Here is a 14,492-nt window from a genome sequence, read left to right as displayed (position 1 = left end):
CTCCTAAAGCTGCTGATAGCGCTGACGGATCCGTTGTCTGAGCAAGGACACCAGCGTATTGATCAAGAAGGTTAACACCAGCAGCAACAAGGCTGCCAGCAACAGAACTTTAAAATGACTGGAGCCGACCGCCGCCTCCGGCATTTCCAATGCCAGACTGGCGGTCAGAGTACGCATGCCTTCAAAAGGGTCAAAACCAAGCAGCGGGGTATTGCCGGTTGCCATGATTAAAATCATGGTTTCGCCAAGCGCCCGTCCAAGCCCAAGCAGTATCGCCGCCAGGATCCCTGGTGCGGCCACTGGCAACACCATGCTGCTTAACGTTTGCCAGCGACTGGCTCCCAGCGCCAGCACCCCTTGCGTGAGCGAGGCTGGTACCTGGGAAACCACCTCTTCGGTCAGGCTGAAGATGCAGGGGATCACCGCCAGCCCCATCGCCATGCCAATAATCAACGCATTGCGCTGCTGATAGTCAATACCCTGCCCGGCCAGCCAGAGCTGCAAGCTGCCATCGAACCAGGCATGCTCCAGCACGGGCGCCAGCATCAGCGCCAACACAACGCCTGCGACCAGCGACAGCAGCAGCAGAGCGCCCGGCTGCTCGGCTTGCTTTTGTTGCCGTTGGCGCCAGTGAAACCAGAGTCCACTGCACACTAGCAAGACGGCCGGCACCAACACCAGCAGCACAAAAAACAGCATCAACTGCTTCTCCAACCAGGGCGCCAGTAAAAAGGCGGCAATAAAGCCCAGGATCACCGTTGGCATCGATTCCAGCATTTCCATGGTGGCCCGCGTCCGGTGACGCCAGCGCTCCGGCAGGTAAAACGCAGTAAAGACCGCAGCCAAAATCGCCAAAGGCGTCGCAAACAGCATGGCATAGGCCGCCGCTTTTAAGGTACCTGAGGTCAGAGGTACCAAGGATAAACGTGGGCTGCTATCATCGGCTGCTGCCGCCGTTTGCCAGACATAAGCAGCCTCGCGCCGGCCTTCGTAATGCACCTTCGACCACAACTGGCCGCCGGCCACCGCAGGATGCTGCCAATGCAGTTGGTAGTCCTTGCTCTGTCCAGCACCCCAGTCCAGTCGCAACTGCTGACGATCGGCACTGAGCTGAAGCTGTTGCAACGGCTGATCCGGCAGTCGCAGCTCAGTCAGGCGCTTGCCGGTGGTTGCATGGTACCAGTGCAACACCTCTGGGTGCAGGCTGAAAAAGGTATCGGCCGACAACGGGATCAGCGCCAGCACCTCGCTCTGGTGCAAGGCGATGCCCGGCCGCGCGATCAGCTGCTGATGCAGCCGAAACCAGGAGTGCAGCTGAGCCTGCTGATCCGCCACCAACAAGGTTCTACTGCCCGGAAGTAAAGTCGCTGCTTGCCAGTTGCTAAGCGCCAGCTGGCCCTGCAAACTGAGTTGCCAATCCTCATTCAGTCGCTGGTACCAGCGAAAACGGCCATCGGCATGCAACTGCACCCGCTCATCCAGGCCATTGTCCAGCCAAAGCGGGCCGCTGTCAGACGGGTGTTTTTTTGCTTCGACCAGATAGCGGTCGGGCAAGGATGGCTCTGCTGCTGAAGACTGCGCACTGATGCTGGCGGGCTGAAACAAGGGCCATACCTGCCAGACTAAAAAAACGAAGATGATGGCAAACGCCAGAAGCACGCTGTAACCAACCAGAGTCACCAACCATCGGCTGAAGCAGTCCCGACTTTGTCTAGTCCACATGCAGCGCCTCCGTTAATCGCTGCCATAAGTCGACTCGAGTCTCCAAAGGCATGGCTTCAAATCCATGCTGCACCGCCAGCTGTTGCCCGGCTTCAGATAGCACCAGCTGCATAAAAGCCAGTTCCGCAGCCCCCGGCCCCAACACCGGATGCGCATTCAAATAAATGTACAAGGTGCGCTGCAAAGCGATCGGCTGCTTATCCTGCATCAGCGGCACGGTTTTAACAGCAGCGCTTTGGTGCCGGGTCCCGGCAATACCAATGCCATTCTCTGCCAGAGCCACCGCCTGAATTACGGCTGCGGCACCGGGCAACTCATGCACTTCTGGCTTAAAATCGCCATGGCACAGCAGTTGCTGCTTTAAAAAGCCATAAGTACCGGATGCCGAGTTGCGGCCAAACAGACTGATACTGCGAGGTCCCAGTGGCGAGGCTATCCCCAGTTCAGACCAACGGCGGATAGACCGCCCTGGCTGACACTGCGGCTCGACTGAAAACAACGACTCCAACTCAGCAAGTTCTATCGATTGCAACGGATTGCTGCGATGGACATAGACCGCCAGACTTTCCAGTGCGACCGGTATTTCCAATGGCGGATACCCATGCACCCGCTCAAAATGCTGGCGCTCGGTCTGCGTCATGGGCCGGCTCATTGGCCCAAGGTTGGCGGTCGACTCCGTTAAGGCTACCGCCGCCGTTGCTGAACCACTGGCTTGAATTTGCACATTGAGCCCAGGATGTTGCTGCATAAAGTGCAACGACCAAGCTTGCATCAGACTGTTCAAACTATCCGAGCCCGTGGACGTCAGATTGCCGGCAAGTTGGCCCGGTGACACCCTGGCCAGGTCATCACTCAGCGCCCGGAAAGTGCCACAGCAAAGCATAATGCCTAAACAAAAGGCAAGCAGCATGCTGCCAATACGCTGGTTCAAATGCCATTTTCTCCTGGATTGAATCTGGTTGTGAGGCAATCCAAGCGCGAGCACTGCGGCTTGGTTGGGAACATGCTGCTATAGTAGCACCGATGCCAGAGCTTGTTGACCTCTACGGAGCTGTTTTTGTCTGTACTGACGCCAGCTTACTTACAAAACATCTAGCCTAGAACAAAAAAATCTGGGAGGCGCCTTTAATATTTTCGTCACAGGTCTACACTTAGGGGCAAGGAGCCCCCTGTTCCTAAAAAAATTAAAAAACAACCACGACAACCGATGTGAATTAAAAGGAATCGCTATGAAGCAGTTGGTCCTGACCGTCATAGGACGCGATAAATCAGGCCTGGTAGAGCAATTGGCTACTGTGGTCAATCAACACCATGGCAACTGGATGGCCAGTAACCTGAGTCATCTGGCTGGTTATTTTGCCGGCATTGTCCAACTCGAAGTTGCAGACACCGACTTAGCCGAGTTAACTGAGGCCTTGCAAGCCATTGCCGATCTGGATATCCACATTCATCATGGCATTGACAGCGATGGACAAAATCAGCAATTGCTAAAATTTGTCATCACCGGCAATGATCGCCCCGGCATCGTGCGGGAGCTGTCCTCGGTGATTAAACACAAGGGCACCAACATCATCCACTTTGAAAGCTCCAAGCAAAGTGCCCCCAACTGGGGCTCTCCCCTGTTCAATGCCATCGCCACCGTTGAACTGGCCCCCGGTTTAAGCCGTGATGAGGTGATAGCCGCGCTGGAAGCCATTGCCACCGATGTGGTGGTGGATGTTGAGACCGCCAATTAAACTTTTCTGCAGCGGCTTCGGCCGCTTCATCCAACTGTCACAAAAATGCCATAGAGTACAACCATAGCTATCAGGAGCCGTGCTATGGATACCAACCCCTTTGACTCAGAACACACTCATGTCCCGATGATCCCCCGCGAACTAAGCTGGCTGTCCTTCAACGGCCGGGTGCTGCAAGAGGCGGCCGATACCCGCAATCCAGCGATAGAGCGCTTGCGCTTTCTCGGCATTTACTCCAACAACATGGATGAGTTCTTTCGAGTACGGGTGGCCGATGTGAAACGCCGGATCTTATTGAAAAAGTACCAGGCCAGCCCGGACGAAGATGCCGAGCAATTGCTGCAGGACATTCAGCAAAAAGTGATTGAACAGGGCGAGCAGTTCAACCAAATCTACAAAGATATCCAGTTGGAGCTGCGCAAGCACAGCATTGAGCTGATTGACAACAGCCGGCTGACCGAACAGCAACTGGAGTGGATCCGAAGTTACTTTCGCAGTGAAGTCAAAAAGCACATCTCACCGATTATTCTTAGCAACGAAGAGCAGCGGCTGGCTCGCTCGCTGGAAGACAATACCACCTACTTATTCGTCGAAATGAGCGGTCAGGGCAAACCCGAATACGCCATTGTCGAAGTACCCACTCAGGAGCTGTCTCGCTTTGTTGAGTTGCCACTGGAATTGAACACCCGCAAGAAAAACGGCCATTACCGCCGTCAATTGCTGCTGCTCGATGACATCCTGCTACTCTGTCTGGCCGACTTATTCAGTGGCTTTTTTGAGTTTGAACAGATCCAAGGCTACTCGCTGAAAATGACCCGGGATGCCGAGTACAACATCAGCGACACCCTGGATCAAAGCCTGTTGGATAAAATGTCAAAAGGGATCCGCCAACGGTTAAAATCCGAACCGGTACGGCTGGTGTACGACAAAGAGATGCCAGAGGCCATGTTGAAAGTGTTGCGCAAACAGCTGGGCACCAGCTCCGGCGACTCGTTGATCCCTGGTGGACGCTACCGCAACTTTAAAGACTTCATCGGCTTCCCCAACATGGGCCACCACAGCCTGGAGTTTGCCCCCTTACCGCCGCTGCCAAGCCCTGAGTTTGAGCAGCATGCCACCAGCTTCGATGCCATTCGCGCCAGCGATATCCTGCTGCATTACCCCTATCAGGATTTTGGCTATTTTACCGAGTGGATCCGTCAAGCCTCCTTTGATCCCAAAGTCAGCAGCATTAAGTTGACCATGTACCGGGTAGCCAAAAACTCCCGGGTGATCAGCTCCCTGGTCGATGCGGTGCGCAACGGCAAAAAAGTGGTGGTGGTGGTGGAGCTAAAAGCCCGTTTCGATGAAGAAAACAACATCAACTGGTCACGCCGCATGACCGAGGCGGGCATTCATGTGGTCTTTGGCCTGACCACACTGAAAATCCACTCCAAGCTCTGTTTAATTACCCGATTGGAACGTGGTAAAGCAATGCGCTATGCCCATATTGGCACCGGCAATTTCAATGAAAAAACCGCCCGTATTTACACCGATATGAGTCTCTTTAGCTGCCATCCAGAGCTCACTGCTGAAGTGGACCAAGTGTTTGAGTTTATTGAATACAGTTACCGCCCCTATCAGTTTCAGCACCTGATTGTCTCCCCCACCTGGAGCCGACCCCGGCTAATGGCGCTAATTCAGCGGGAAATCGCCTTTGCCACCAGCGGGCGCAAAGCCGAAATTATTTTAAAAGTGAACAATCTGGTGGATAAAGAAATCATCGCGCTGCTGTATCAGGCCAGTCAGGCCGGCGTGAAAATTCGCATGATCATCCGCGGTATGTGCTCGCTGATCCCTGGCGTACCTGGTCTCAGTCAACACATCAAAGTGGTCAGTGTGCTGGATCGTTTCCTTGAACACAGCCGGGTCTATGTCTTTCACAATGGCGGTGAAACCGAGGTGTATATTTCCTCCGCCGACTGGATGACCCGCAACATCGATCACCGGGTCGAAGTTGGAGTTCCTATCTACGATTTGCGTTTGAAGCAGCAAATTCTTGACATCCTGCACATCCAGCTGAAAGATAACGTCAAAGGGCGGCTGCTCGATGCCAATCAGAGCAACAGCTATGTGAAGCGTGGCAACAAACGCAATATCCGCTCGCAACAGGCCACCTACGATTATCTGGCTGCGTTGCAGCCGGACGAGCCAGCAAGGACAACCGATTGAATCAAACTGCGACAACCACGCCCCAACCCAGCCTGATGGCGGCAGTGGATTTAGGCTCCAACAGCTTTCACCTGGTGATCGCCCGCGATCTGGCGGGCGATTTGCAGTTGCTGCACCGGGAAAAACAGAAAGTGCAGCTGGCCGAAGGCCTGAACGAAGATCTGGTGTTAAGCGAAGCCGCCATCGAACGCGGCCTCGCTGTGTTGCGTCAGTTTGCCGAGACCTTGTCCGGCATCCCGGCCGATGCGGTGCGGGTCATTGCCACCTATACGCTGCGCCGGGCCAGCAACAGCCAGACTTTTTTACGCCGTGCCCGCAGCTGCTTTCCTTATCCGATAGAAATTATCTCTGGCCAGGAAGAGGCCCGCTACATCTATCAGGGGGTTGCCCACTTTGAGCATGCCGCCGAGCACCGGCTGGTGATGGACATCGGTGGCGGCAGCACCGAGTTTGCCCTGGGTCAGGGCTTTGAAGTACTGCGTCTAAGCAGCCGCAACATGGGCTGCGTCAGTTACGGCCAAACGTTTTTTCCCGGTGGCAAGCTAAGCGCCAAACGCTTTGCCCGCGCCATCCTGCAAGCCGAGCAGGAACTGGAGTCCATTGCCGATGGCTTTAAAAAAACCGGCTGGCAACAAGCGCTTGGCACCTCAGGTTCGGTGAAAGTGCTGCGCGATATCCTGCAGCAGCAGCTCCATACCGATGGTGTACTGCGATTGGCCGACCTACAGGCTTTAAAAGCCTTGTTGCTGGCCGCCGGTCATACCCAACAACTGCAACTGGCGGGTCTGAGCGAGGATCGCAAAGCGCTGGTGGCACCCGCTCTGTGCATTGCCATTGCCGCCTTTCAGATGCTGGATATTGCCGCCATGCAGTACTGCGAAGCAGCCCTGCGCGAAGGGGTGCTGAATGAAATGCGCCAACGTCGCTATCAACAAGATATCCGCCAAAGCACCATCGACAGCCTGCAGCAGCGTTATCAGGTTGATCAAGCTCACAGCCAACGTTTGCAACACACGGCACGACAGTTGCTTCGCCAGGCTAGTACAGGTGCTTCCCTACCAAGCGAAGCACAGCAGCTGGTGCTCTGGGCCTGCCAGGTAGTGGAAATCGGCTTGCAGATCAACTCCTCCGGTATTCAAAAACACTCAGCTTATATCCTGCAGCACGCCAACCTGCCGGGCTTCAACCAGGAGCAGCAGCAGGTATTGGCCTGGTTGGTCCGTTACCATCGCAGTAAACTGAAAGGCTTTAGTTTGCCAGCCTTGTACCTGTATCCACCAGAGCAGTTAATGCCTTTGCTGGTCTTGCTGCGCCTGACGGTGTTGCTCAATCAAAAGCGGCGGGATGACTGGCTGCCAGAATTCAGCCTGATGACCGACAGCCACAGCATCGTTTTGAACCTGCCCCATGATTGGCTGCAGCAGCAGCCACTGCTGTTGGCTGACTTGCAGCAAGAGGCCAGTTGGCTGCGTAAACTTGGCGTGCTGTTGCAGCTGCCGGAGCTGATGGAGGATACAACCGATGTCTGACAGCCAGCAGCGCTGCCCCTGGCTGGATGCCGGCAAACCGGACTATCTGGCGTATCATGATCAGGAATGGGGCGTGCCGCTGTTTGATGATCAAAAGTTGTTTGAATTTATTACCCTGGAAGCGGCTCAGGCCGGTCTGAGCTGGTACACGGTACTAAAAAAACGGCCGCATTACCGCCAGGTCTTTGCGGGCTTTGATGCCGGGCAAGTGGCCCGTTTCGACAGCGCGCGGATTGAGCAGCTGCTACAAGACCCGGGCATTATCCGAAATCGGTTAAAAGTGGAAGCGGCGGTCAACAATGCCCGCTGCTTTTTGGCCATTCAGGAAGCCTTTGGCAGCTTTGCCGATTACCAGTGGCGCTTCGTCGATGGCAGACCGCTGGTCAATTGCATCCGTGGCCCGGGAGATTACCGCGCCACCAGCAAAGAATCCGATGCGATGAGCAAGGATTTAAAACAGCGCGGTTTTAAATTTGTCGGCTCCACCATCATCTACGCCCATATGCAGGCCTGTGGCATGGTGAATGATCATAGCCTGAACTGCTTTCGCCGCCAGCAGATTATCGACAGCTATCCGGTGCTTGGGCTAGGCTGATACTGAGCTTTAGTCTTCCGCCGCCAGGCTAAAAGAAAAACTACTACCGGCACCGGGCTCACTGAAAATCAGCAAACGGCTGTTGTGACGCGATAGCACGTGTTTCACAATGGCCAGCCCCAGGCCACTGCCGCCGGTAGCACGGCTTCTGGCCTGATCCACCCGGTAAAAGCGCTCGGTTAAACGCTTGACATGCTTGGGCGCTATGCCTTCGCCGTTGTCATTGACCGAGAACACCGCCTTGGTGTGCTGCCGCTGCCAGCTGACTTTGATCTTTCCACCGGGCGGGGTGTACTTGATGGCATTGGTGATAAGATTGGAAAAGGCAGAGCGCAGCTCATCGGCGCTGCCTTTCACTACCAACTGCTCGTCAATGTGAAATTCTATCTGATGCTGCTTTTCCCGGTTGAGCGACTGGGCTTCTTGCTCCAGGTAGTGCAGCAGCTCCGGTACCTTCACAATGTGCTCGTGTTGTACCGGGCCAGAGGCCTCTATCCGCGATAAAGCCAACAACTGCTGCACCAGGGCCTGCATTCGCAGCGTTTGGTCCAGCATCACCGGGTGCACTTTCTGCCACATGGCTTCATCCGGCAATTGGCCGGGCTCCAGCATTTCCAGATAGCCCTGCACCACCGTGAGTGGAGTTCGCAACTCATGCGACACGTTGGCGACAAAGTCTTTGCGAATTTGCTCCAGCTGTTTCAGCTGAGTGATGTCGCGCACAATCAGCAAGTACTGCTGGTCGCCATAAGGCACAAAACGGAACTCCAGCACCAGCTCCTGGGCATGGTGCGCCGTTAAAATTAACGCTTCTTTAAACTGCTGGCGATGCAGGTAGTTTTGAAACTCTGGGTGGCGCACCAAGTTGTCGATACGCTGACCTTCGTCTTGCGGCCAGCGCAGGCCAATCAACAACTGGGCCAACCGGTTGCACCACAAAATGGTCCATTCATCCGAGAGCAATACGATGGCCTCAGGCAAGGCTTCGGCACCATCGCGAAACTGCCGCACAACGGCACGCATTTGCTTTTGTTTTTGCCGGGCTTTGCGCTGCTGGTAATAAATACCATCGAAGATCTGCTGCCAGCTCCAGCGCCCTTCTGGCGGGGTCAGCTTGCGGTCGCGCCACAGCCAGCGATCCACTTTAAACAGGTGCAGGTAGTGCCAACTCAAGAGCCCAAAGGCCGCCAGCAGCATGGCTTCAGTAGCAAGACTCCAGATGCTGCCAATCAAAGCAGCGACCAGAAATAAGCAAGCGACCCGGAACAGGATCGCTCGTTTGGACAATAGAAGGCGCATGCGTGTTGCTTACCTGCCTTATTTTAAAGAAAACCGATAGCCGGAGCCGCGTACCGTCTGAATTAAGCGATCATGACCGGCCGGTGAAATGGCTTTGCGCAGCCGGCGAATATGCACATCCACGGTTCTGTCTTCCACATAAACATTGGTGCCCCAGACATGGTCCAGCAACTGCTCACGACTGTAGACCCGCTCCGGGTGCGTCATAAAAAAGTGCAGCAGACGAAACTCCGTGGGCCCCATATCCAGCGCTTCATCATTAGCACTGACACGGTGCGCGACCGGGTCCAGCCGCAGTCCCTGGACTTCAATCACATCATCCAGACTGGTCGGTGAAACACGACGGATCACCGCTTTGATGCGTGCCATCAGCTCTTTCGGTGAAAACGGCTTGGTGACGTAATCATCGGCGCCGACTTCCAACCCTTTGACCTTGTCTTCTTCCTCACCACGGGCGGTGATCATGATGATAGGAATTTGCCGCGTCAGTTCGTGCTGTTTCATTTTTTTGGCAATTTGAATGCCACTGCCGCCAGGCAACATCCAGTCCAGCAACACCAAATCAGGATAGGGCTCAATTAAAGAGTCCATCGCCTGATCGACATCTTCTGCCGTAGCTGCCTGATAGCCATTTTGCTCCAGTACAAAACACAGCATATCTCGGATTGGTGCTTCATCTTCCACCACCAGTACACGTCGCGACATAGCGTTTCCTATCTGCTAACTCTCTAAGTGCGCTTAGTATCGCCTGCTATTATGACAGATTTATGAAAAAACCCGAACAAGTTAAGAAAGTGACAATAAAAACCCACCATATTAACACTAAAATCAAAAAAAAGCCCTCCAGACAGGAGGGCGAATCCAGGGTAACAGGGTTAGCAACAGTGCAGGAACAACACCATCGAATCACAGTATGCCGATAGCAGATGATCATTTCATGGCAGTTTGGCGACACTTTTATGAAAAATGGGGCCAGAGGCCCCAGTGGTATGCAGCAAAGTACAGCCCTACTTGCGGCCTTTATCGACCACCGCTTCCACTTCTTCTTCCGACAAGTGACTGACGTTCTGGCCTTTGGCAATAAAGATGCTGAACTCACAAATATTCTGCGCGTGATCGCCGATCCGCTCCAGCGCCCGGGCAACCCAAATCAAGTGCAAGCCGCGGGTGATCTGGCGGGTATCTTCCAGCATGTAGGTGAGATTGTGGCGCAAAATACGACCGTAGTCATGATCAACCAGCTTATCTTGTTTCAGTACCGCCAGAGCGAGTGCGGCATCCATTTCTTTAAATGCTGATAGCGATTGCTGCAACATCTGCAGCACTTTATCGCCCATCATTTCAATGTCTTCCAACTGCGCTTCGGTTGGGCGCTGGCAGTCTTCATCCAGTAGCTGTTTAGCAATGTGCTCGGCCTGATCCCCAATGCGCTCAACGTCGTTGATGCTTTTCAGCACCCCGACAATTAAACGCAGATCGCGGGCCGCCGGCTGACGGCGGGCTATGATTTCCAGGCAATGCTCTTCAATGCCAATTTCCTGGGTGTTGACGGTACGATCGGTCTGAATAACCTCCAAGGCTAAATCACGATCGCCTTTGATAAAGGCTTTGATCGCGTCGCGCAGCTGCTGCTCCACCAGGGCACCCATGGTCAGCAGGCGGTCGACCGCTTCGTTCAATTCATCGTCGTACGACTGAGAGTAATGTCCGGTAATTTTATTCATCATCAATGTCCTCTGATCCCGACTGCTTAGCCGTAACGGCCGGTGATGTAATCTTCGGTCCGCTTGTTTTGCGGGTTGGTAAAGAGTTCGTTGGTCGGCCCCACTTCCACCAGCTCTCCCAGGTGGAAAAAGGCAGTGCGATCCGACACCCGGGCCGCCTGCTGCATGTTGTGCGTCACCATGACGATGGTGAAGTTGGTTTTCAGCTCATCGATCAGCTCTTCAATAATGGAAGTGGCGATGGGGTCCAATGCTGAACAAGGCTCATCCATCAGAATCACTTCAGGGCTGACCGCGATGGTCCGGGCAATGCACAGCCGCTGTTGCTGACCACCGGACAAACCGGTACCCGGCTGGGCTAACCGATCTTTTACTTCATTCCACAGGCCGGCTTTACGCAAGCTGGATTCAACAATCTCATCCAAGTCCGACTTTTTGCTGGCCAGGCCATGCAATTTCGGGCCATAAGCAATGTTGTCGTAGATGGATTTCGGGAAAGGGTTGGGCTTTTGAAACACCATGCCAACCTGAGCACGCAACTGCACCACATCGAGCCGTGGGTCATACATGTTCTGACCATCCAGTTCAATCAGGCCGGTGACCCGGCAGCTGTCGATGGTGTCGTTCATCCGGTTCAGGCAGCGCAAAAAGGTCGACTTGCCGCAGCCGGATGGGCCGATAAAGGCCAGGACTTCGTTTTTCGCCACATCCATGTCGATGCCTTTGATGGCCTCGCTCGCGCCATAAAAGACTTTGACATCGCGGGCTTTCATCTTCAATTCGGTTTGTGCATTCATTGCCGGACCTGCTGTTAAATTCGGTTGTTCTGTAAGTACACTTGCATTGCGTTGATCTTGAATATCGCGTGTCATGGTTACCACCGCCGTTCAAATTTCTTACGCAGCCATATGGCCAGGCCATTCAGACTGATCATCATGGTCAGCAGCACGATAATGGCGGCTGAGGTTCTGGCTTCAAAGAAGTTACGCAGTTCATTGCCCTGCCAGAGGAAAATCTGCACTGGTAAAGCGGTCGATTGCTCAAAAGGGGTGGCCGGTACGCTGGCAACGAAAGATTTCATGCCAATCAGCAGCAGCGGTGCCGCCTCGCCAAGCGCCTGGGCAACCCCAAGAATCGAGGCGGTCAAAATACCCGGCAGCGCCAGCGGCAACACATGGTGGAAAATGGTCTGTGTCTTGGAGGCGCCGAGACCCAGCGCTGCTTGACGAATGGACGGCGGAATGGCCTTCAGCGTTGAGCGGGTGGCAATAATCACCGTCGGCAGTGTCATCAAGGACAGCACCAGACCACCCACCACAGGTGCCGACATCGGCAAATTAAACCAGCCGATAAAGACCGCAGCCCCCAACAAACCAAAGACGATGGAAGGCACCGCTGCCAGATTGTTGATGTTGACTTCCACCAGATCGGTGATCTTGTTTCGCGGGGCAAACTCCTCCAGGTAGATGGCTGCTGCTACGCCCATCGGCACAGCCAACAGCATGACAATCAGCATCATAAAGAGTGAGCCCATAAAGGCGCCGGCCAAACCGGCCGAGGCCAGTGAACTGCGTGAATCCGGATTCATAAAAAGGGCGAAGCTAAAGCGGTTTTGAATCACGCCGGAAGCATAGAGCTCATCGGCCCATTGCCGCACTATCGGAGCCAGCTGCTGCTGATGATCCGGCAGGCTACGATCAATATTGCCTTTCAGCCAGACATCGACGTTGGCATCGGTCAGCAGGTTCAGCCGCTTGGTCTGGCCAATGATGGACGGGTCGTCAATCACCATATCGCGCAGCGCAAAACGTTCGCCGGAGGTCACCATCCGCAGCACCTGGCGGCGGTGCTGGTCGGCATCGGGCAGTACCTGCATCAGGGCATCGGAAATAATGCGGTTGAAGTTGATCATGCCCACTTCACTGCGCCAGGCCAGATCGCGCTCACGAAAAGCATTGTCGCTTTCGCCACGCTGCTGCACCGGCTTCTCGCTAATCTGGATAATGGCCGGATCAAAGTGAATGTCCAGTGTGATGCTGGCCTGCCAAAATGCCGGTAAGCCTTTGGAAAAAATATTGATAAAAAGTAGCGCTACCAATGCCAGGCTGATCATCACAGCCGTTAAACCGGTAAAGCGGAACAGGGTTTCCTGCCGGTGCCGGCGCGCCAACGAAGCCGCTACTTTTTGCTGCACAGCACTTTTCGCTGGCTGTGCCGGAGCCTTTTCAGTCAAAGTCGTCATGGCTTACTCGTACTGTTCACGGTATTTACGGACAATCACCAGAGCTACCACATTCAGCAGCAAAGTGATCACGAACAAAGTTAAACCCAGCGCAAAAGCCACCAACGATTGTGGACTGGAGAAATCGTTGTCGCCGGTTAACTGGTTGACGATGGTCACCGTCATGGTGGAGACGGCTTCGAATGGGTTGGCGGTTAATGAGGGACTGTTGCCCGCCGCCAGCACCACGATCATGGTCTCGCCAATGGCCCGACTGGCTGCCAACAAAATCGCACCGACGATGCCCGGTAAGGCCGCAGGCAGTACCACTTTGCGAATGGTTTCCGATTTGGTGGCGCCAAGTCCCAGCGAGCCATCGCGCAAGGACTTTGGTACCTGAGTGATGATGTCGTCCGACAACGACGAGATAAAAGGGATAATCATAATGCCCATCACCACTCCGGCCGTTAAGGCCGAAGTCGCGCGGATATCCAACCCAATGGCTTCACCCATGTCGGATAAAAAAGGCCCGACGGTGACCAGTGCAAAGAAGCCATACACAATGGTCGGAATACCAGCCAGCACCTCGATAATCGGCTTGGCGGTAGCGCGCAGCTTGGGTGATGCATACTCCGCCAGGTAAATCGCCGCCAACAGCCCGAGCGGAATAGCCACCAGCATGGCGATGCAGGCAATCATAAAGGTACCGGCCAACAGCGGCAGCATACCAAAGCTGCCCTGATCGCCGGTTAAGGAACCTTCACCGACCCCAGAGGTAGAAAAACGAGGATTCCAGGTGGTGCCAAAGAAAAAGTCCATCGGGCTGACAAAAGAGAAGAAGCGCAACGACTCACCAACCATCGACAACACAATGCCGATGGTGGTTAGAATGGCCACGGTCGAGCACAGCACCAAAGCCGTTTTCACCACTTTCTCAATCTGGTTGCGCGCCCTGTGCAAAGGGCTAATGTTGCGATAGCTGTACAGCATACCGGCGGCAGCCACAGCGGCCATCAGCGCCAGCATCAGGCCATTGCTGAGCTGGCGGGTATCGCGCAAAAAGGCTGCCGCCTGCAATTCCCAGTCGGCCGCTTCACTGACCACGCCAAAGTTAGCCGCCAGATTACCGATACGGCGCAGTGCTACCCGTAGCTCTTGCGGATCCTGCGCGATAGCGTCTGGTAATTGCGCCGTCAGCAATTGCTGAATGGCCCAGGGCGAGCCCCAGCTCCACAGCAAAAAGACGAAAAAGGCCGGTAAAACGGCCCAAAGCCCCACCATCATGCCGTAATGGTGCGGCCTGGAATGCATTCTCTGGGTAGGGTGTTGTCCGGCAACCTGTCGGGTTCGTACCAGACCTAGCTGATAGGCGATGGCCATCAAGGCCAACAGCGCCATCATCAGGGTGAGATTACTCATGCGAGCTCCATGTTACAGCGACAAATTTCAGCTGCG

The 14,492-nt window shown here is 54.6% G+C and carries 12 protein-coding genes; 4 read left to right on the top strand and 8 right to left on the bottom strand.

Annotated elements, in window-relative coordinates; translation table 11 throughout:
* Positions 1 to 3 precede the first annotated feature (3 nt).
* Together Q3O59_RS09445 and Q3O59_RS09440 are read right to left on the bottom strand one after the other, a co-directional pair.
* A complete protein-coding gene (locus tag Q3O59_RS09445) occupies positions 4 to 1,722 on the bottom strand; it encodes an ABC transporter permease subunit (protein WP_305945348.1) in 1,719 nt (572 codons plus the stop codon).
* On the bottom strand, positions 1,712 to 2,653 hold the full coding sequence (locus tag Q3O59_RS09440) for a substrate-binding domain-containing protein (RefSeq protein WP_305945347.1): 942 nt from the start codon (positions 2,651 to 2,653) through the stop codon (positions 1,712 to 1,714). Before Q3O59_RS09440 ends, Q3O59_RS09445 begins: the two co-directional genes overlap by 11 nt.
* Positions 2,654 to 2,951: 298 nt before the next feature.
* Between Q3O59_RS09440 and Q3O59_RS09435 the strand changes: the two genes are divergently transcribed.
* From Q3O59_RS09435 to Q3O59_RS09420, 4 genes are all read left to right on the top strand, one after another.
* Positions 2,952 to 3,458, top strand: coding sequence for a glycine cleavage system transcriptional repressor (locus Q3O59_RS09435; RefSeq protein WP_305945346.1), 507 nt, complete (start codon positions 2,952 to 2,954; stop codon positions 3,456 to 3,458).
* A gap of 84 nt (positions 3,459 to 3,542) precedes the next feature.
* Complete coding sequence (gene ppk1, locus Q3O59_RS09430; protein WP_305945345.1) at positions 3,543 to 5,669, top strand: polyphosphate kinase 1; 2,127 nt, start codon at positions 3,543 to 3,545, stop codon at positions 5,667 to 5,669.
* Positions 5,666 to 7,198 carry a Ppx/GppA phosphatase family protein gene (locus tag Q3O59_RS09425; protein WP_305945344.1) on the top strand — a complete coding sequence of 511 codons (1,533 nt, stop codon included), beginning with the start codon at positions 5,666 to 5,668 and terminating at the stop codon, positions 7,196 to 7,198. The genes ppk1 and Q3O59_RS09425 overlap by 4 nt, the downstream gene beginning before the upstream one ends.
* Complete coding sequence (locus Q3O59_RS09420; protein WP_305945343.1) at positions 7,191 to 7,793, top strand: DNA-3-methyladenine glycosylase I; 603 nt, start codon at positions 7,191 to 7,193, stop codon at positions 7,791 to 7,793. The genes Q3O59_RS09425 and Q3O59_RS09420 overlap by 8 nt, the downstream gene beginning before the upstream one ends.
* 9 nt (positions 7,794 to 7,802) lie before the next feature.
* Here the strand turns inward: Q3O59_RS09420 and phoR are convergent, their stop codons facing one another.
* The 6 genes from phoR to pstC form a co-directional block, all read right to left on the bottom strand.
* Complete coding sequence (gene phoR, locus Q3O59_RS09415; RefSeq protein WP_305945342.1) at positions 7,803 to 9,092, bottom strand: phosphate regulon sensor histidine kinase PhoR; 1,290 nt, start codon at positions 9,090 to 9,092, stop codon at positions 7,803 to 7,805.
* Positions 9,093 to 9,110: 18 nt separating this feature from the next.
* Entirely contained in the window at positions 9,111 to 9,797 is a 687-nt protein-coding gene (gene phoB, locus Q3O59_RS09410; RefSeq protein ID WP_305945341.1) for a phosphate regulon transcriptional regulator PhoB, read from the bottom strand.
* A 302-nt stretch (positions 9,798 to 10,099) separates the two neighbouring features.
* On the bottom strand, positions 10,100 to 10,819 hold the full coding sequence (phoU, locus tag Q3O59_RS09405; RefSeq protein ID WP_305945340.1) for a phosphate signaling complex protein PhoU: 720 nt from the start codon (positions 10,817 to 10,819) through the stop codon (positions 10,100 to 10,102).
* A gap of 23 nt (positions 10,820 to 10,842) precedes the next feature.
* Positions 10,843 to 11,613, bottom strand: coding sequence for a phosphate ABC transporter ATP-binding protein PstB (gene pstB / locus Q3O59_RS09400; RefSeq protein ID WP_305945339.1), 771 nt, complete (start codon positions 11,611 to 11,613; stop codon positions 10,843 to 10,845).
* Between the two features lie 77 nt (positions 11,614 to 11,690).
* Positions 11,691 to 13,058 carry a phosphate ABC transporter permease PstA gene (gene pstA, locus Q3O59_RS09395; protein ID WP_305945338.1) on the bottom strand — a complete coding sequence of 456 codons (1,368 nt, stop codon included), beginning with the start codon at positions 13,056 to 13,058 and terminating at the stop codon, positions 11,691 to 11,693.
* A gap of 3 nt (positions 13,059 to 13,061) precedes the next feature.
* On the bottom strand, positions 13,062 to 14,456 hold the full coding sequence (pstC, locus tag Q3O59_RS09390; protein ID WP_305945337.1) for a phosphate ABC transporter permease subunit PstC: 1,395 nt from the start codon (positions 14,454 to 14,456) through the stop codon (positions 13,062 to 13,064).
* Positions 14,457 to 14,492: the final 36 nt, after the last annotated feature.

The sequence above is a fragment of the Alkalimonas delamerensis genome (assembly GCF_030717955.1).
Classification (GTDB): domain Bacteria; phylum Pseudomonadota; class Gammaproteobacteria; order Enterobacterales; family Alteromonadaceae; genus Alkalimonas; species Alkalimonas delamerensis.
Note: the sequence above shows the minus strand (reverse complement) of the source record. Positions and strands in the feature narration are given on the sequence as shown.